General features: G+C 74.1%; 15 protein-coding genes. 6 read left to right on the forward strand and 9 right to left on the reverse strand.

Annotated elements, in window-relative coordinates; genetic code table 11:
* Position 1: 1 nt before the first annotated feature.
* The 4 genes from ACFVXK_RS19745 to ACFVXK_RS19760 all read right to left on the reverse strand — a co-directional run bounded on the left by ACFVXK_RS19745 (position 2) and on the right by ACFVXK_RS19760 (position 4,167).
* Positions 2-655 (reverse strand): hypothetical protein, encoded by a 654-nt coding sequence (locus ACFVXK_RS19745; RefSeq protein ID WP_389613351.1) that lies wholly within the window; start codon positions 653-655, stop codon positions 2-4.
* A gap of 115 nt (positions 656-770) precedes the next feature.
* Complete coding sequence (locus tag ACFVXK_RS19750; protein ID WP_389613353.1) at positions 771-1,511, reverse strand: succinate dehydrogenase/fumarate reductase iron-sulfur subunit; 741 nt, start codon at positions 1,509-1,511, stop codon at positions 771-773.
* Complete coding sequence (locus tag ACFVXK_RS19755; RefSeq protein WP_389613355.1) at positions 1,508-3,460, reverse strand: fumarate reductase/succinate dehydrogenase flavoprotein subunit; 1,953 nt, start codon at positions 3,458-3,460, stop codon at positions 1,508-1,510. The genes ACFVXK_RS19750 and ACFVXK_RS19755 overlap by 4 nt, the downstream gene beginning before the upstream one ends.
* A gap of 2 nt (positions 3,461-3,462) precedes the next feature.
* A complete protein-coding gene (locus tag ACFVXK_RS19760; RefSeq protein ID WP_389613357.1) occupies positions 3,463-4,167 on the reverse strand; it encodes a succinate dehydrogenase cytochrome b subunit in 705 nt (234 codons plus the stop codon).
* 155 nt (positions 4,168-4,322) lie between these two features.
* On the opposite strand from ACFVXK_RS19760, the gene ACFVXK_RS19765 reads away from it, so the two are divergent.
* Positions 4,323-5,201, forward strand: coding sequence for a LysR family transcriptional regulator (locus ACFVXK_RS19765; protein WP_389613358.1), 879 nt, complete (start codon positions 4,323-4,325; stop codon positions 5,199-5,201).
* A gap of 579 nt (positions 5,202-5,780) precedes the next feature.
* Here ACFVXK_RS19765 and ACFVXK_RS19770 read toward each other — a convergent pair.
* Both ACFVXK_RS19770 and ACFVXK_RS19775 read right to left on the reverse strand, forming a co-directional pair.
* Entirely contained in the window at positions 5,781-7,298 is a 1,518-nt protein-coding gene (locus ACFVXK_RS19770) for an AMP-binding protein (RefSeq protein WP_389613361.1), read from the reverse strand.
* A gap of 117 nt (positions 7,299-7,415) precedes the next feature.
* Positions 7,416-8,066, reverse strand: a complete 651-nt coding sequence (locus ACFVXK_RS19775; RefSeq protein WP_389613363.1) for a TetR/AcrR family transcriptional regulator — start codon at positions 8,064-8,066, stop codon at positions 7,416-7,418.
* Positions 8,067-8,173: 107 nt separating this feature from the next.
* Between ACFVXK_RS19775 and ACFVXK_RS19780 the strand changes: the two genes are divergently transcribed.
* On the forward strand, positions 8,174-9,277 hold the full coding sequence (locus ACFVXK_RS19780; protein ID WP_389613365.1) for an FAD-dependent monooxygenase: 1,104 nt from the start codon (positions 8,174-8,176) through the stop codon (positions 9,275-9,277).
* Positions 9,278-9,317: 40 nt separating this feature from the next.
* Here the strand turns inward: ACFVXK_RS19780 and ACFVXK_RS19785 are convergent, their stop codons facing one another.
* Together ACFVXK_RS19785 and ACFVXK_RS19790 are read right to left on the reverse strand one after the other, a co-directional pair.
* Complete coding sequence (locus tag ACFVXK_RS19785; RefSeq protein WP_389613387.1) at positions 9,318-11,486, reverse strand: putative bifunctional diguanylate cyclase/phosphodiesterase; 2,169 nt, start codon at positions 11,484-11,486, stop codon at positions 9,318-9,320.
* A gap of 143 nt (positions 11,487-11,629) precedes the next feature.
* Complete coding sequence (locus ACFVXK_RS19790; protein ID WP_389613367.1) at positions 11,630-12,460, reverse strand: SAM-dependent methyltransferase; 831 nt, start codon at positions 12,458-12,460, stop codon at positions 11,630-11,632.
* 410 nt (positions 12,461-12,870) lie between these two features.
* Between ACFVXK_RS19790 and ACFVXK_RS19795 the strand changes: the two genes are divergently transcribed.
* The 3 genes from ACFVXK_RS19795 (at position 12,871) to ACFVXK_RS19805 (ending at position 15,286) form a co-directional block, all read left to right on the forward strand.
* Entirely contained in the window at positions 12,871-13,458 is a 588-nt protein-coding gene (locus ACFVXK_RS19795) for a hypothetical protein (protein ID WP_389613369.1), read from the forward strand.
* Positions 13,459-13,611: 153 nt separating this feature from the next.
* Entirely contained in the window at positions 13,612-14,382 is a 771-nt protein-coding gene (locus ACFVXK_RS19800) for a hypothetical protein (RefSeq protein WP_389613371.1), read from the forward strand.
* Positions 14,383-14,581: 199 nt separating this feature from the next.
* A complete protein-coding gene (locus tag ACFVXK_RS19805) occupies positions 14,582-15,286 on the forward strand; it encodes a hypothetical protein (protein ID WP_389613373.1) in 705 nt (234 codons plus the stop codon).
* Positions 15,287-15,341: 55 nt separating this feature from the next.
* Here ACFVXK_RS19805 and ACFVXK_RS19810 read toward each other — a convergent pair whose 3' ends face one another.
* Entirely contained in the window at positions 15,342-15,848 is a 507-nt protein-coding gene (locus tag ACFVXK_RS19810) for a hypothetical protein (RefSeq protein ID WP_389613376.1), read from the reverse strand.
* Positions 15,849-16,201: 353 nt separating this feature from the next.
* On the opposite strand from ACFVXK_RS19810, the gene ACFVXK_RS19815 reads away from it, so the two are divergent.
* The gene (locus ACFVXK_RS19815; protein ID WP_389613379.1) at positions 16,202-16,867 is read left to right on the forward strand and encodes a class F sortase; all 666 of its coding nucleotides are present in this window, start codon (positions 16,202-16,204) and stop codon (positions 16,865-16,867) included.
* Positions 16,868-16,985 lie beyond the last annotated feature (118 nt).

The following is a 16,985-nucleotide window of genomic DNA, read 5'->3' on the forward strand; positions in this document are numbered from 1 at the left end:
GCTATGCGTCTCCGGGCAGGAGGCGCTGCGGGAGTTCACGGAAGGACCAGGTGCCGCGGCTGCGGGTGAAGGTCCAGACGAGGTCGCTGCGGTCGGGCCAGGCCGCGGGGAGGCCCCGGACGCCGTGGGCGCCGAGGGCGTGGGCCAGCCGGGGGATCCCGGCGGGCTCCCAGGACAGGAGGACCGGCGCGGGGGATGCCAGGACGGCCGGGGCCAGTGCGGCCTCGGCTCCGAGGGCGAACCGGTCCTGCACGGGGAGGTGCAGGGCGGCGGCCAGGGGGGCCAGCGTCTGCCGGCACCGGGCGGGGGCCGATCGCGGGCCCCCGGTGGCGAAGAGGGCGGCGGGGCGGGGCAGCGGGGCGCCGTGGGCGGGGCCGAAGAGGCGTGGGAGTTCCTCGGCCCGGCGGCGGCCGCGTCCGGCGAGGAAGCCGGGGTCCTCGTTGCCCTCGTCGTCCTCGCCGGTGGCCCCGGCGTAGGGCTTCTCCCCGTGCGGGACCACCATGACGAGGGCGTCCCTGGGGGGTGGCTGCGGCCCGGGCGCGGGTGCGCGGCGCTCCCGCTCCGTGCACCCGGCCGCCGCGAGGGGCGCCAGGGCGGCCAGGGCGGCGAGCACGCCGCGACGGTGCGGCCCGGGACGGGCGGGGACTGCCGGCATGCGCCCACTGTGCCCCGCCGCGCGGACGCCCCCGGCGCACGGCACGGCGTACGGCCCGACGTGCGCCCGGTCGGCGGATCGGGCCGGCCGGGCGGGCGTCGCTCCGGGGAGGGCGTCATCGCTTGCGGAGCGCCCTCAGCCATTCCTTGTTCATCGCGGCGATCGACGGCAGCGGGATGCCCTTCGGGCAGGCGGTGGCGCACTCGCCGGTCAGGGTGCAGCCGCCGAAACCCTCGTCGTCCATCCGCGCCACCATGTCCAGCACCCGCGTCTCGCGCTCGGGCGAGCCCTGCGGGAGCACGTTCAGATGGTTGACCTTGGCGGAGGTGAACAGCATCGCGGAGCCGTTCGGGCAGGCCGCCACGCAGGCGCCGCAGCCTATGCACTCGGCGTGCTCGAACGCCGAGTCGGCGTCCGGCTTGGGCACGGCGGTCGCGTGCGCCTCGGGCGCGGAGCCGGTGGGCGCGGTGATGTAGCCGCCGGCCTGGATGATCCGGTCGAAGGCGCTGCGGTCCACCACGAGGTCCTTGACCACGGGGAAGGCCGAGGCCCGCCACGGTTCGACGTCGATGGTGTCGCCGTCGGCGAAGGACCTCATGTGGAGCTGGCAGGTGGTGGTGCGCTCGGGGCCGTGGGCGTCCCCGTTGATGACGAGGCTGCACGCGCCGCAGATGCCCTCGCGGCAGTCGTGGTCGAAGGCGACCGGGTCCTCGCCGCGCAGGATGAGGTCCTCGTTGAGGGTGTCGAGCATCTCCAGGAAGGACATGTCCTTCGAGATGCCGTCGACCTCGTAGGAGGCCATGGCGCCGGGGGCGGCGGCGTTCTGCTGGCGCCAGACGCGCAGGGTGAGCTTCATGCGTAGCTCCGCTGGGTGGGGTGGACGTACTCGAAGACCAGGTCTTCCTTGTGCAGGACGGGTGCGGCGCCGGTTCCCTGGTACTCCCAGGCGGCCGCGTAGCCGAACTCCTCGTCGCGGCGGGCCGCTTCGCCGTCCGGGGTCTGGGACTCCTCGCGGAAGTGGCCGCCGCAGGACTCGGCGCGGTGGAGGGCGTCGAGGCACATCAGCTCGGCGAGTTCGAGGTAGTCGACGATGCGGTTGGCCTTCTCCAGCGACTGGTTGAACTCCTCGCCGCTGCCGGGGACCTTGATGCGCCGCCAGAACTCCTCGCGGATCTCCGGGATGCGGGCCAGCGCCTTGCGCAGCCCCTCCTCGGTGCGGGCCATCCCGCAGTACTCCCACATGAGTTCGCCGATCTCGCGGTGGAAGGAGTCGGGGGTGCGGTCGCCGTCGACGGCCAGCAGCCCGGCGAGGCAGTCGCGGGTCTCGCGGACGGCGGCCGCCGCCTCGGGGTGGCTGTCGTCGACCTCCTCGCGGTGCGGGTGGCGGGCGAGGTAGTCGTTGATGGTGGAGGGGAGGACGAAGTAGCCGTCGCCGAGGCCCTGCATCAGGGCGGAGGCCCCGAGCCGGTTGGCCCCGTGGTCGGAGAAGTTGGCCTCGCCGATCGCGAACAGGCCGGGGATGGTGGTCTGGAGGTCGTAGTCGACCCACAGTCCGCCCATCGTGTAGTGGACGGCCGGGTAGATCCGCATGGGGACCTCGTACGGGTCCTCCGCCGTGATCCGCTCGTACATCTCGAAGAGGTTGCCGTACTTCTCGGCGACCTTGTCCCGGCCCATGCGGCGGATGGCGTCGGCGAAGTCGAGGTAGACGCCCTGGCCGCCGGGGCCGACGCCGCGGCCCTCGTCGCAGACGTTCTTGGCGGCGCGGGAGGCGATGTCGCGGGGGACGAGGTTGCCGAAGGAGGGGTAGATCCGCTCCAGGTAGTAGTCGCGCTCGCCCTCGGGGATCTCGGCGGCGGGGCGGGTGTCACCCTTGGCCTTGGGGACCCAGATGCGGCCGTCGTTGCGCAGGGACTCGCTCATCAGGGTGAGCTTGGACTGGTGGTCGCCGGTGCGCGGGATGCAGGTGGGGTGGATCTGGGTGAAGCAGGGGTTGGCGAAGTACGCGCCGCGCCGGTGCGCCCGCCACACGGCGGTCGCGTTGGAGTTCATGGCGTTGGTGGAGAGGTAGAAGACGTTGCCGTAGCCGCCGGTGGCCAGGACCACGGCGTCGGCGTAGTACGTGTCGATGCGGCCGGTGACCAGGTCGCGGGCGACGATGCCGCGGGCGACGCCGTCGACGGTGATCAGGTCCAGCATCTCGGTGCGGGCGTGCAGTTCGACGTTCCCGGCGGCTATCTGGCGCGACAGTGCCTGGTAGGCGCCGAGGAGGAGCTGCTGGCCGGTCTGGCCGCGGGCGTAGAAGGTGCGGGAGACCTGGACGCCGCCGAAGGAGCGGGTGTCGAGGAGGCCGCCGTACTCGCGGGCGAAGGGGACGCCCTGGGCCACGCACTGGTCGATGATCTCGACGGAGATCTGGGCGAGGCGGTGCACGTTGGACTCGCGGGCGCGGAAGTCGCCGCCCTTGACGGTGTCGTAGAAGAGGCGGTGTACGGAGTCCCCGTCGTTGCGGTAGTTCTTGGCGGCGTTGATGCCGCCCTGGGCGGCGATGGAGTGGGCGCGGCGCGGGGAGTCGCTGTAGCAGAACTGAACCACGTGGTAGCCCTGCTCGGCGAGGGTCGCGCCGGCGGCACCGCCCGCCAGGCCGGTGCCGACGACGATCACGGTGTGCTTGCGGCGGTTGGCCGGGTTGACCAGCTTGGCCTCGAAGCGGCGGCGGTCCCAGCGTTCGGCGATGGGGCCGGCGGGGGCCTTGGTGTCGGCGACGGGGTCGCCGGTGGTGTAGGCGGCGTAGTCGGTGCTCATGGTCAGCTCACCACTCCGGTCATGACGGCGACGGGGACGGACACGAAGCCCGCGAAGAGGACGAGGGCCAGGGCGTCGGCCAGGAACTTCAGGGCGCGCTCGCGGCGGGCGTTGCCCGCGCCGAGGGTCTGGGCGGCGCTCCAGAAGCCGTGGCGGACGTGGAGGCCGAGGGCGGCCATGGCCACGATGTAGATCGTGTTGCCGTACCAGGTGGAGAAGGTCGCGAGGACGTTCTCGTAGGGGTGGCCGGCCCAGGCGCGCTCGTTGACGGTGAGCGTGGTGAGGTCGAGGAGGTGCCAGACGATGAAGAGGGCGAGGATGATCCCGCCCCAGCGCATGGTGCGGGTGGCGTAGCTCGCGCGGCGCCGCTTGTGGGCGTACTTGACGGGGCGGGCCTTCAGGTCGCGGCGGCTGAGCTGGTAGGCGCAGACGGCGTGGGCCACGACGGCGGCGACCAGGACCACGCGGACGATCCACAGGGCCCACTCGTAGTGCAGGAACGGTTCACCGAGGGTGCGCAGGGCGTGGGCGTAGCCGTTGAACTCCCCCGGCCCGAAGAAGATCTTCAGGTTGCCGAACATGTGCGCGACGAGGTAGCCGAGCATGACCAGGCCGGAAACGGCCATCACGGACTTCTTGCCGACGGTGGAGTCCCAGAGCGTGCGCGTGGTGGACGGCCGTCGATCCGTCCGCGTTGCCAGAGCCATGAGGTAGACCGTAGGGACCAAGGTCCCGAAAGGTCCAAGACATGGTGGAGCTGATCGCGATAGGTCTTGGCTATGGAGGGCCTGGATGGGCGGCAGGGCCTGCCTGCCGGTTCACGCCCGGCGGCAATGGATCAGACAGGCCCTAGCCTGGGGGGATGCAGTTCCAGCAGCTCGTGTACTTCGTGGCCGTCGCCGAGACCCGGCACTTCACGCGCGCCGCAGAGCGGGAGCACGTGGCCCAGCCGTCGCTGTCGCAGCAGATCAAGGCGCTCGAACGGGAGCTGGGCGCCGAGCTGTTCAGCCGGGCGCGGGGGAACATCGCGCTGACCGACGCCGGTGAGGCGCTGCTGCCGCTGGCCCGGCGGATCCTGGCGGACGCGGACACGGCGCGGCTGGAGGTGCAGGAGCTGCTCCAGCTGCGTCGCGGCCGGGTGCGGCTGGGCGCCACGCCGAGCGTGTGCACGGGGATGCTGCCGGGGGTGCTGCGCGCCTTCCACACGGCGCACCCGGGCATCGAGCTCCTGATCGAGGAGGGCGGTTCGCTGGACCTGGTGCGGGAACTGGCGCGCGGGGTCCTGGACCTGGCGCTGATCGTCCTGCCGCTGCCGCCGTCGGCTCCGCCGCTGACGACGGTGGAGCTGCTGACGGAGGACCTGGTGGTCGTCTCGTCCCGCGACCTGCCGCAGCCGGGCGGGGGCGGGGCGCTGAGCATCGCGGACCTGCGCGAGGAACCCATGGTGATGTTCCGGCACGGCTACGACCTGCGGGACCTGACGGTGGGGGCCTGCCGGGCGGCGGGGTTCGAGCCGGTGTTCACGGTGGAGGGCGGGGAGATGGACGCCGTCCTGGGCTTCGTCCGGGCGGGGCTGGGTGTGGCGGTGGTCCCGGAGATGGTCGTCGCCCACGGCGGCCCGGGCCTGCGCGCCACCCCTCTGGCGGGCTCCCCCCTCCGCCGCACGATCGCCCTGGCCCACCGCACGGACGTGGCCCCACCCCGCGCGGCCCGCGAACTGAAACGCCTCCTGACCGACTGACCCGCCACACCCAGCCCGGCGGGGCGACCGCCCGTACCCCCGGCCGGGGCCCCTCCCCCTCGACCCGGGCCGGCGGACGCGGCCGACCCCGACGGCCGGCCCGGCGGCCGACCCGGCGGCCGACCCGGCGGCCGACCCCGGCGGCCGGCCCCGGTTCACGGCGAGGCCCCGATGCACGACCGAGCCCGAGCTGCCGGGGCCCGACGGGCACGATCAGCGGGCGGGACAGCGGGCGAGATCGGCGGGCGGCGCCCCTGCCTACGGCTCGGGCCGGCGGGCACGGCCGAGTCGGGCGTCGGCCCGTCTACGACCGGGCCCCGGTCAGCGGCCCGGCTCGGGCGGAACGCCGGGCTGACGGCTGGGATCCGGGGGAGGCGCCGATCAGCTGCCGGCATACGCGGGCGAGACCGCATGGAGCCCCGGTCAGCGGCTGGAGTCGGGTGGGGCGCCGTCAGCGGTCAGGGCTGGGCGGGACGGCGGGCAGCGGGCGGGGTTGGGCGAGCCGCCGAGCGGCCGGATGGACCCGCAGGCGCGGCCGGGCGGAGGCCTGGTCAGCGGCTGGAGTCGGGTGGGCTCCGGTCAGTGGCCGGGGGTGGGTGGGGTGTCGGGGTGGGGTGGCTCTGCTGCGCGGGCGCGTAGGAGGCGTTTGTCCGGCTTGCCGCGGGCCGTGAGGGGGATGTCCCGGACCCAGAAGACCGCCGTCGGGCGGTGCGCCGGGGCCAGTTCGCGGGCCACGCGCTCGCACGCCCCGGCGGCGGCCGCCGCGGTCGCGGGGTGGCCCGGGGCCGGTACGAGGAAGGCGCAGACCTCCTCGCCGGTGGCCGGGCTGGGCCGTCCGACGACGACGGCCCGGGCCACGGCCGGGTGCCGGGCGAGCTCCGCCTCGACCGGCAGGCTGTAGATGTTGACGCCGTCGACGATCACCACGTCCTTGAGCCGGTCGTCCAGGTAGAGGTACCCCTCGGCATCGGTATGGCCGAGGTCGCCGGTCCGCAGCCACCCGTCCCGCAGCACCTCGGCGGTCGGTTCGGGCTGGTTCCAGTAGCCGGTCATCATCGCCGCCGACCGGATCCACAGCTCTCCCGTGCGCCCGGCGGGCAGGACCGCGTTCCGCTCGTCTCGCACCTGCACCTCCACGCCCGCCGCGGGCCGGCCCACGGAAGCCAGCAGTCCGGGCCGGCCGGCCACCGCCGCGTCGTGGTCGGCCGGGGTGAGGCGGGAGATCACGGCCGCCTCGTTCATCCCGTACCCCTGTCGCCAGCGCCCGCCCCAGCGGGTCACCGCCTCGCGCAGCCGCTCGGGGAGGATCGGTGAGGCTCCGTAGGACACCGCTTCCAGGCCCGGGACGCCCCCGGCGGTCACGGGGTCGTCCAGCAGCCGGTACACCATCGGGGGCGTCAGGTACGTGGACACCCGCCCGAGCCGCCGGCAGGCCGCCGCGAACTCCCCCGGCGTGAACGGGTCGAGGATCTCCACCCTGCCCCCGGCCCGCAGCTGCTCCAGGCACCGACCGCCGGCCCGCTGGGCGAGGCTGGTGACCGAGAGGTGCACCGCCCCGGTCCACTCGGCCCCCCGCCGCACGTCCCGCGCGGCCATCGCCCCGAAGGTGGAGGCCACGCCCTTGGGGCGGCCCGTGGTCCCGCCGGTGTACGTCACCCGGGCCACGTCCTCCTCCCGTGCCCGCACCGGCACTTCGGCGGGGTCGCGCCGGGCGGCCCGCACGATCAGGTCGCCCAGGCCGAGCAGCGGCACGCCCGTGGCCGGCACCGGCACGTCGTGCACCACCAGGGCCGGAAGGCAGTCGCGGAGAATGAACTCCAGGCCGTGGACGGCGGGTCCGGTCACCACCTGGGTCAGCCGGGCCCCCAGCAGATGCGCGGCGATCCGCACCAGCAGCGCTTCCGGCCGGTTGCCGCCCGTCACGCAGGCCAGTCCCGTGCCCCGCCCGACCCCGGCGTCCGCGAGGGCCCCGGCCAGCCGGTGGGCGGCGTCCAGGACCTCGGCGAAGCACAGCACCCGGGGCCCGGCCCCGATCGCGGGCCGCTCCCCGTACCGCTCCAACGCCCCGACCAGCTCGGTCACGTACCGCGCGGCCATCCGCACACCCGCCTCTCCCGCCCGCCGTCCCGCGGGCACGCCGACCCTCCGGCCCGCTCGGCCCTCCAACCGCCGACCCGCACCGGGCATCATGCCGGTCCCGGCGGTGCGACGGGCTCAGGGCCGGGATATCAGGGGGTCCAGGGTCCGGTCGAGTCCCTCGGCCAGCATGCCGAAGGCCCGGTCGGCATCGGCGACGGCGGCGAAGTAGGCCTCCTCCGCCGTGCTGCCCGCGTCGATGCGGCGCCAGTTCTCCCGGCCCAGTTCATGACGGACCGCCACCAGGTGCGTCGCGGCGAGGCGGGCGGACAGCGGCTCGACCCGCTCGCCTTCCAGGGCGGCGGCGAGCAGCTCCACTTCGCGGGCCGTGTAGTGCGCGATCCGGCTCTCCAGGCTGGCGGTGGAGTACAGCAGGCGTTGGAACGCCAGCACGTTCGGATGGTCGCAGAGCCCGGTGATGGGGTCGCGCTCCGCGAGGGCCGTACGGAAGTGCGCATGGAGCGCGCCCACCGGACCGAGGCCCGCGGGCCGGTCGCGCACGATCCGCGCCGCTTCGTCCTGGTGGTCGGCGAAGCGGTCGAGGACCAGGTCCTCCTTGCTGGGGAAGTACCGGAACAGGGTGGGTTTGGAGACCTCGGCCGCCGCGGCGACGTCGGCCACGGACACGGCGTCGAAGCCCCGTTCCAGGAAGAGTTCCAGCGCCGTGGCCGCCAGCTGGCGACGCGTACGCAGTTTCTTGCTCTCGCGCAGACCCGTCGTGTTCTCCATGGCACCACCGTACGACCAAATCACAACCAAGTCAATTTCGTGACCAGGTTGCATTTTTTCCCGTGACGCGCTTTCCTTGGTTCAGCGACGACGAGAGAGGACCTCCGATGACCACCGACACGACCACCGACACGACGACCCAGGTGCTGATCACGGGCTCCGGCCCCACCGGGCTCGCCCTGGCCTGCGATCTGGCCCTGCGCGGCGTGGGCGTCCGCGTCCTGGAGCGGCGCTCCGGCGCCCACCGCGAGTCCCGGGGCAAGGGGCTCACCCCGGACGGCCTGGAGGTACTGGCCCGGCTGGGGGTCGGGGAGCGGCTGACCGCCGTGGGGTCCGACGTCCCGGTGCTGCGCAAGTACTTCGACGGCGCCCACGTCTCGGACACCCCGGCGGACGGCGGCGGCCTCCTGATCGGCCAGTGGCAGGTCGAGGAGGTCCTCCGCGAGCGGCTGGCCGGTCTCGGCGTCCGCGTCGAGTACGGGGCCCGGGTCACCGGGCTGGCGCAGGATCCGGCTTGGGTCACCGCCCGCCTGGCGGACGGCCGGGAGGTGCGGGCGCGGTACGCGGCCGGGTGCGACGGCGGCCGGAGCACGATCCGCGAGCTCCTCGGCATCCCGTTCGAGGGGTACACGGAGGAGAAGCCGACGATGGTCGTCGGCGACGTGCGGGCGCCCGGGCTGAGCCGGGCCTACTGGCACCAGTGGTTCAGCTCGGAGGGCGGCGGGATCCTGCTCTGTCCGATGCCGGGGACGGACACCTTCCAGCTCCAGGCGGCGCCGGAGACCGACGCGGACGGCGAGCCGCTGCCGCCCACGCCGGAGGGCTTCCAGCGGCTGTTCGACCGGTACGCCGGGATACCGGGGATACGGCTGGAGGAGGCGGGCTGGCTCTCCAGCTGGCGGGTCAACGTCCGCCGGGCGGCCCGGATGCGCGAGGGCCGGGTCCTCCTCGCCGGGGACGCCGCACACGTCCACCCGATCGCCGGCGGACTGGGCATGAACACCGGTATCCAGGACGCGGCCGCCCTCGCCCGGACCCTGGCCGCGGCCCTCGCGGACCCGGCCCCGGCGCCGGGCGGGGTCCTCGACGGTTACGAGGCCGAGCGGCTCCCGGTGGCCGAGCGGCTGCTGGCCGACACGGCCGCACGCCACCGGCGGGTCCTCGCGGCGGTCCGCGAGCCCGGCCGGGGAACGGAGGCCGGGATGCGCTGACCCCGCGCGCGGCCTCCTCGGCCGGGGCCCGGCCGCCGCCTCACCGGGTGGGTACGGCGTCGCAGAGGGAGAGGGTGTGGATGCGGTCCGGGGCGCCCGGGCGGGCGTAGTACCAGCCCTGGGCCGTGTCGCAGCCGAGGGCGCGGAGCTGGGCCGCCTGGGCCCCCGTCTCCACCCCCTCGACCGTCACCGCCAGCTCGAGGCTGTGGGCCAGGGCGACGATGCCCTCCACGATCTTGACGTCGACGGGGTCGGCCGGCTCCTGCTGCATGCCCTGGGTGAAGGAGCGGTCCAGCTTCAGGACGCTGACCGGCAGCCGGCGCAGGTTGGCGAGGTTCGAGTAGCCGGTGCCGAAGTCGTCGAGGGCGATGTCCACGCCGAGGGCCGCGAGGCGGCGCAGCGGTTCGAGGAGTTCGTCGTCGGCTCCGATCAGCGCCGACTCGGTGACCTCCAGGCACAGCGCGCCGGGCGCCAGGCCGGAGGACTCCAGGACGCGCAGGGTGTCGGCGACCAGCCCGGGGTGGGTCAGTTGGGTGGGCGAGAGGTTGACGTTGACGCGCAGGGGCGCCCCGCCGTGCTCGCGCTGCCAGTTGCGGGCCTGGCGGACGGACTCCTCCAGGACCCAGCGGCCGAGCGGCACGATCAGGCCGGTGCGCTCGGCGAGCGGGATGAAGCGGTCCGGGCCGAGCACCCCGTACTGGGGGTGCGACCAGCGCACCAGCGCCTCCGCGCCGTGCACGCTGCCGTCGTGGAGGTGCACCAGGGGCTGGTACTCAATGAAGAACTCGCCGCGTTCCAGCGCCGCCGGCAGGGCGTTGGTCAGGCCGTGGCGGGTGATGGCGCGGGCGTCGGCCTCGGCGTCGGCGAACTCGAAGCGGTTGCCGCCGGCCGCCTTGGCCCGGTACATGGTGATGTCGGCGCTGCGCAGCACCTCGGCCGGGGTGCGCTCGCCCGACGCGCCCTCGACGATGCCGATGCTGCCGCGCACGGACAGCTCCCGGCCCTCCAGCCGGATGGGCGTGGACAGCGCGGTCAGGATGCGGACGGCGAGGTCGGTGACCTTCTCCTCGGTCTGGGCGCCAGGGCCGGTGGTGAGGGCCACGAACTCGTCGCCGCCGAGCCGGGCGACGACCTCGCCGGGCCCGGTGGCGCAGCTCTGGAGCCGGTCGGCGACCTCCACGAGGAGCCGGTCGCCCGCGGAGTGGCCGAGGCTGTCGTTGACGGTCTTGAACCCGTCGAGGTCGAGGTAGCACAGGCCGAAGCGGCTGCCGGAGGCGGCGTTCAGGGCCTTCTCCAGCCGTTCGAAGAACAGCGTGCGGTTGGGCAGCCCGGTCAGCGCGTCGTGGGTGGCCTCGTAACGCAGGCGGAGGTTGAGCAGCCGGCGCTCGGTGGTGTCCTCCATGAGGGCGAGCTGGTACTGGGGGTGGCCGTCGGCGTCGCGCAGGAGGGAGACCGTGAGGTTGGTCCACAGGACGGTGCCGTCGTGCCGGTAGTAGGGCTTCTCGACGCGATAGTGCTCGCGCTCGCCGCGGACGAGTTCCCCGTACATCTTCCAGACGTGCGGGGTGTCGTCGGGGTGTCCCCACTCGCTGACGTTGCGGCTGCGGACGTGTCCTTCCAGGCCGCCGAACATCTTCAGGAGGGTGTCGTTGACCTCCAGGATGTTGCCGTCGAGGTCGGCGATGCCGATGCCGACGGCGGCGCCCTCGAAGACGGCCCGGAAGCGTTCCTCGCTGGCGTGCAGGGCCTGCTGGGCGTCGATGCGGGCGGTGAGGGCGGAGCGGGCGATGGCCTCCTGCTCCCTGAGGGTCCGTTCGCGCAGCGCGCGGGCGAACCCGGCGGCGATGCCGTGCTGGAGCCGGGCGCAGCGGGAGCGGTACTCCTCGGTGCTCTCGCCGCCGTCGGCGGCGGCGATGCCGTCCGGGCCGCAGTAGAGGACCAGGTAGGACTCGACGACGCCGAGGGTGCCGGCGAGCGCCTCGGGGTCGGTGCAGTGCACGGCGACGAGTTCGGCGCCCACGCCCTGGGCGGCGCTCGCGTCGAAGGGCCGGGCGTGCAGGGCCTCGGTGAGGGTCCGGGCGAGCGGGACGAGGTGCTGCTCGAACTCGGGGCGGGTCAGGGAGGTGGCCGTGACGGGGAAGATGGCCCGGCCCCAGATCGTGGCGAAGCGGGCGATCCGGTCGTCGAGGTCGTGGTGCGGGTCGCGCAGCGGTGCCCGGCCGGGATGCGGGACGGGTGCTTCACCGCCGCCCGCGGGGGTCCGTGCGGGGGCGGGGGCGGGCGTGGCGCGGCCGCCCCCGGCCGGGTGGTCCTGGCCGGGGGTGGCGGGCGGGGGTGTCGGTGCGGGGAGTCTCACGCCTTGCGTCCCACGCCGGCGAAGCCCGAGAAGGCGTACGGGTCCTCGGGGGTCTCGCCCTCGGCCAGCGGCCCGGTGCGGTCGGGGCGCCAGTCGGGCATGGAGACCAAACCGGGTTCGAGGAGCTCGAACCCGTCGAAGAAGCCGGTGATCTCCTCGTGGTCGCGCATGACGAGCGGGTTGCGGATGTCGCGGTAGACGCCGACGGTGCCGGCCGCGACCTCCTCGCTGAGCGGGATGCCCTCGTAGGAGGCGTGGGTGAGGATCAGCATGCTGCCCGGGGCCAGGGCGTCGCGCAGCTCCGCGACGGCGGCGTAGGGCTGGTCGGCGTCCTCCAGGAAGTGCAGGACGGCGACGAGCATCAGGGCGACGGGCCGGTCGAGGTCCAGCAGCCGGCCGGTCTCGGGGGCGGCCAGGATGTCCTGGGGCTTGCGCAGGTCGGCGGCGATGACGCCGGTCTGGTCGTCGTCGGCGAGGACGGCCCGGCTGTGGGCGACGGCGACCGGGTCGTGGTCGACGTAGACGACGTGGGCGTCGGGGGTGGCGGCGCGGGCTATCTCGTGGACGTTGCCGAAGGTGGGGATGCCGGAGCCGATGTCGAGGAACTGGGTGATGCCCTCGGCGACGGCGTGGCGGACGGCCCGGCGCATGAAGGCCCGGTTGGCCTGCATGACCTTGGGCAGGCCCGGCATGAATTCCATGGCCCGGCGGGCGGCCCGGCGGTCGACCTCGAAATTGTGGGAGCCGCCCAGGTAGTAATCGTAGATTCGGGACACGCTCGGCACCGATATGTCGATGCCTGGCGGGGCCCAGGCGGGGCGTTCCATCGGGGTCTCCAAGCCGTCGTCAGTGCCGTGGTCGTACCTGGTCCGCCCGGGGATCGGGCGGGGGTCGGACTGCTGTCCGAGCCGAATGTACTGATCATTGCCCAACGGGGCGAGCAAAAGCGGAAATTGCCGGTCCGTTCTTGGTCACACACCAAAGCCTCCGGGGCCCGGCCCGGGCGCCACGGAAACCGACAAATACCCTTTAAGAATTGACCGGCGTTCAATCACAACCGATCAGAACCTGTCTCAAACCTCACCGGTCCAGGATCCGCCCGTTCGGGCGAACCGCTCCCGGGTCCCGCGTGCGCGGGCGCGCGCGAGCCCATGCTCCCCGGGTGAACAGAGCCTTAGCCAGACGCCTGCTGGCGGTACCGGTCCTGCTGTGGGCGACCTTGTCGACCACTCCGGCCGTGGCCGATAGCTGTGCCTACGCGACGGTCGGCGGCGGGGACGGCGGAGTCTCCGTCGAGGCCTACGCGTACGCCGGCAGCGGCGCGGGCGCGGTCGCCCGGGGTGGCGGACATCACGACGACCGGCCGGGCAAGGGCGGCGGCCACGACAAGGGGCGCGGCCACGGGCACGGGCACCACTGCCCGCCGCCCCCTCCCCCGCCGTGCCCGCCCAAGCCCACGCCGACGCCCACGCCGACGCCCACCCCGCCGCCGCCCAAACCGACCCCGCCGCCCAAGCCCACCCCGCCCCCTCCGCCGCCACCGTCACCGGCCCCCGCGCCGCCGAAGCCGGCTCCCCCCGCACCCGAGCCGCCCGCGCCGCAGCCGCCCGCGCCCCGGGTGTACCGGGCGCCCGCGCCGCCCCCGCCGGAGCCCGCGCCGCCCACCCCGGCGCCGAAGCCGCCCGCGCCCAAGCCCAAGGTGCCCAGGCCCGCCTATCACACGGCCGCGCGCAAACCGCTCGAACACCACATCTCGCCGGTCACGTTCACCCTGATGACCGCCGCCCCCGCCGTGCTCGCGATCGTCGCGCTGCGCCCGCGCTAGACCGCACCAGACCGCACCAGACCGCGCCGGCGCGCTTCCTCCACGCCCGGCGCCGCACCGTGCCCCACGGCGCCGCATCGCACCGCATCGCATCGCACCGCATCGCACCGCACCGCCCACCGAACGCCCCTGCCCACCGATTGGGAGCCCGTCTTGTCGGAATGGCTCGTCCTGACCCTCGCGATGGCCGCGGCCTGTGCCGTGGTGCTGTCCATCGCCTTCTTCAACCACCGCAGGATCACCGAGGACGACGATCCGGACGAGACCCCGGACGTCATCGAGTACATGACGATGATGATCGGGGTGATCTACGCGATCGTGCTGGGCCTGGCGATCGCGGGCGTCTGGGAGGGCCGCGGGGCCGCCCAGGAGTACGTGCGCCAGGAGTCCCAGGCCCTGCACGAGATCAGCGTCCGCTCCGAGGTCTACCCGGCCGACGTCCGCAAGAAGATCCGCTCCGACGTCGACGCGTACGTGACCTACGTGGTCGACACGGAGTGGAGCCACATGTCGAAGCAGAACGAGCTCACCGACGAGAGCGCGCGGCTGCTGGAGAAGGTCCGCCGCGACGTGACCGACTACGAGCCGCAGAACGACCACGAGGGGCAGGCCTACCAGCCCCTCGTCGACGAGGTCGCGCTGGTGGACGACGCCCGCAACGCCCGCGGCCAGAGCGCCGGGGCCACCATGCCCGGGGTGGTGTGGTTCGGCCTGATCGCCGGGGCCCTGGTGACGGTCGGGATGATCTTCATGTTGCAGATCCGCCGGTCCTTCCGCGAACTGCTGCTCGCCGGCCTGTTCAGCGCGCTGATCGCCTTCCTGCTGTTCCTCATCTGGGACTTCGACGCGCCCTTCGGACGCGGGGTCGCGGCCACCGCCGAACCCTTCCTCGCGCAGTTCCCCCACCTCGGCCTCAAGAGCTGAGCGGCCGGGGCGCGGCCGGGCCGTCAAACCCCGGACGGGGGGTCCGTCCCCGGTTCGGCCTACGGCCGTGCCCCATTCGCCCGTTCCTGATCGCGGGTCACCGGGCCGGGACCTAGCGTGGCGAGCATCGAGGCGCACGACCCCCCACGTGCGGCAATCGCCGTGCGACTGCGCCCCGGAGATCCGGAGGAACGCGATCATGGGTGCGATACGCAGCTCCGCCACCGCCCTGCTGAGCGCCGGCGCCACGAGCCTCGCCCTCGCGCTCGGCGCCTTCGCCGCGCCCGGCGCCCTCGCCGCCGAGGCGGCGCCCGCCACCTCCTTCGCCTTCGCCGTCACCCCCTCGACGGTCGCACCCGGCGGTACGGTCACCCTCTCCGTCAGCAACTGCGGCGCCGCCTACGCCACCGCCTCGTCCGGGGTCTTCGACACCGTGACCATCGAGCGGGGCAGGACCGTCAAGGTCACGGTCGACCGCGACGCCCGGCCCGGCGCCCTGTACTCCGTCACCTTCACCTGCAACGGCGAGAACGGGTCCACCGACCTCACCATCACCGGCGGGACGACGAGGCCCACCACCAGCTCCACCACCGGCACCCGGCGCACCCCCTCCCCCACCGCCACCTCCGGCACGGGCCTGCGGCCGCCGCCCGCCACCCCGCCGGCCCGCACCACACCTCCGGCGCGCACCGCCGCGCCCGTCCGGACCACACCGCCGGCCCGGACGAACCCGGTCCCCCGCACCAGCACGACCACCGCCGTGCTGGGGGTCCGCGGCGGACTCGGCGGCAGCGTGGCCGGGGCCGACCCGGTCGAACTCGCCGCGGGAGCCGTCCTCTTCGCCGCCGCCGCGGGCGGTGCGGCGTACGCCCTGCGCCGGCGCCGCGCGGCCCGCGGCCACTGACCCCGCCCGGGCCCCCGCCCGCGCGGGCGGCCCGGGCGGTCTCCGGGGAACGGTCTCAGGACCGGGCGGCGGCCGCCGGACGGCGGCGGCGCACCACGTGCACGCCCGCACCGAGCGCCGCGGCGCCGACCAGACCCGCCCCGATGGCCGTCTCGGCGGTGGACGGGCCGAAGGAGCCGCCGAGGCCGCCCTGGGCTCCGCGGCCGTCCAGGACCGTGAAGCGGTGGGTGGCGACCAGGTTGTTGTCGTGGCACTTGACCGACAGGGTGTGGTGGCCGGGCGAGGCGTGGTTGAAGATCCGGACGGTCGCGAAGCCGATGGAGCCGGCCGACAGGTTGGTCTGCGGAAAGTTGCCGTGCGACCAGACCGTGCCGCCGTGGTGGCAGCCGGCCGCGCTGACCTGCATCGAGGCGCCCTGGTGCACGGAGTAGGGCTGGACGGTGACGTTGCTCGGCCCGTTGCCACCGCCGCCGCCCGGGGGGTTCGCGGCGGCGAACGGGGTGCTGAGCCCGAGCGCGGCGCAGGCGGCCGCGGTCACGGTGAGAGCGCGGAAAGCACGCATGGTGGAACCTCCAGCGGGAGAGCGCCCCGGAGCGGTGGCCCGGGCAGATCGACGAGAACGCCTCCCATCACGAACCCTCCGGGCGGCTCGCAACCAGCGCATTTCCGTCCTTGGGCCGCCCGGTTGAGCGACACGCCGCGACGCGCCGGGCGCATCTGACGGATCCGCAGGTCACGAGCCGTCAGGCATTTATGTGATGAATACCTGGATGGCCGCACCCCGACCGGACGCACCACCCGTTCGCCGCTCCCCGATCGCCGTCCCGCCCCGTCGGCCTTAGCGTGCGGGAAGAAGGGCGTACAGGGGAGGGACTGGAACGCGGGTCGGGACCCCCGCGTCGGGAAGGGAGAGCCATGCTCGAGGACGAGACTGAGCAGCGGCGGAGAAGACGTTCCCCCTGGGGCGTGCTCGCACTGGCGCTGCTCAGCGGCCTCGCCATGATGCGCAACGGGGCGAACGTGGCGGACGGGCCGCCGCAGCCCACCGCGGCGGCGGCCGTCGCCACCCGGGCCGACCGGCAGCCGGTCAACGCACCCACGCCGCCCGCGGACATGGAGGTGCTGGACCACTCGTCGGTGCAGCGCATCCGGATTCCGACGATCAACGTGGACGCGCCGGTGATGACGGTCGGGCTGGACGCGCAGGGCTGGATCGACGCCCCGCCGCCGCAGGACCGCAACCTGGCGGGCTGGTACCTCAACGGCATCTCGCCGGGCCAGCAGGGGTCGGCGGTGATCGTGGGCCACGTGGACAACGCGCAGGGCCCGGCGGTCTTCTACGGCCTGGGCTCGATGAAGCCGGGCAACCACATCGAGGTGGAGCGCTACGACGGCCGCACGGCGGTCTTCGAGGTGTACGGGGTCGAGGTGTTCGCGAAGGACGCCTTCCCCGGCGCGCGGGTCTACGGGGACACCGGGCACCCGGAGCTGCGGGTGATCACCTGCGGTGGCGGCTACTCGAAGGCCAAGGGCTACGACGGCAACGTGGTGGTCTTCGCGCGGATGGTCGAGGCCCGCTGACCGGACGTTTCGCCGGGCCGGACCGCCACTCCCGCGCGGCGGTCCGGCCCGGCGGCGCACCCCTTCAGCGGGGCGGCAGCACCGGCAGGGTCATCCGGTAGCCGCGCCCCAGCAGCTG

This window comes from Streptomyces sp. NPDC058157 (genome assembly GCF_042884105.1).
Taxonomy (GTDB): domain Bacteria; phylum Actinomycetota; class Actinomycetes; order Streptomycetales; family Streptomycetaceae; genus Streptomyces.

Coding starts and splice junctions, on each gene's coding strand:
- ACFVXK_RS19745 (WP_389613351.1), bottom strand. CDS start 655: ATGCCGGCAGTCCCCGCCCGTCCCGGGCCGCACCGTCGCGGCGTGCTC.
- ACFVXK_RS19750 (WP_389613353.1), bottom strand. CDS start 1,511: ATGAAGCTCACCCTGCGCGTCTGGCGCCAGCAGAACGCCGCCGCCCCC.
- ACFVXK_RS19755 (WP_389613355.1), bottom strand. CDS start 3,460: ATGAGCACCGACTACGCCGCCTACACCACCGGCGACCCCGTCGCCGAC.
- ACFVXK_RS19760 (WP_389613357.1), bottom strand. CDS start 4,167: ATGGCTCTGGCAACGCGGACGGATCGACGGCCGTCCACCACGCGCACG.
- ACFVXK_RS19765 (WP_389613358.1), top strand. CDS start 4,323: ATGCAGTTCCAGCAGCTCGTGTACTTCGTGGCCGTCGCCGAGACCCGG.
- ACFVXK_RS19770 (WP_389613361.1), bottom strand. CDS start 7,298: ATGGCCGCGCGGTACGTGACCGAGCTGGTCGGGGCGTTGGAGCGGTAC.
- ACFVXK_RS19775 (WP_389613363.1), bottom strand. CDS start 8,066: ATGGAGAACACGACGGGTCTGCGCGAGAGCAAGAAACTGCGTACGCGT.
- ACFVXK_RS19780 (WP_389613365.1), top strand. CDS start 8,174: ATGACCACCGACACGACCACCGACACGACGACCCAGGTGCTGATCACG.
- ACFVXK_RS19790 (WP_389613367.1), bottom strand. CDS start 12,460: ATGGAACGCCCCGCCTGGGCCCCGCCAGGCATCGACATATCGGTGCCG.
- ACFVXK_RS19805 (WP_389613373.1), top strand. CDS start 14,582: ATGGGTGCGATACGCAGCTCCGCCACCGCCCTGCTGAGCGCCGGCGCC.
- ACFVXK_RS19810 (WP_389613376.1), bottom strand. CDS start 15,848: ATGCGTGCTTTCCGCGCTCTCACCGTGACCGCGGCCGCCTGCGCCGCG.
- ACFVXK_RS19815 (WP_389613379.1), top strand. CDS start 16,202: ATGCTCGAGGACGAGACTGAGCAGCGGCGGAGAAGACGTTCCCCCTGG.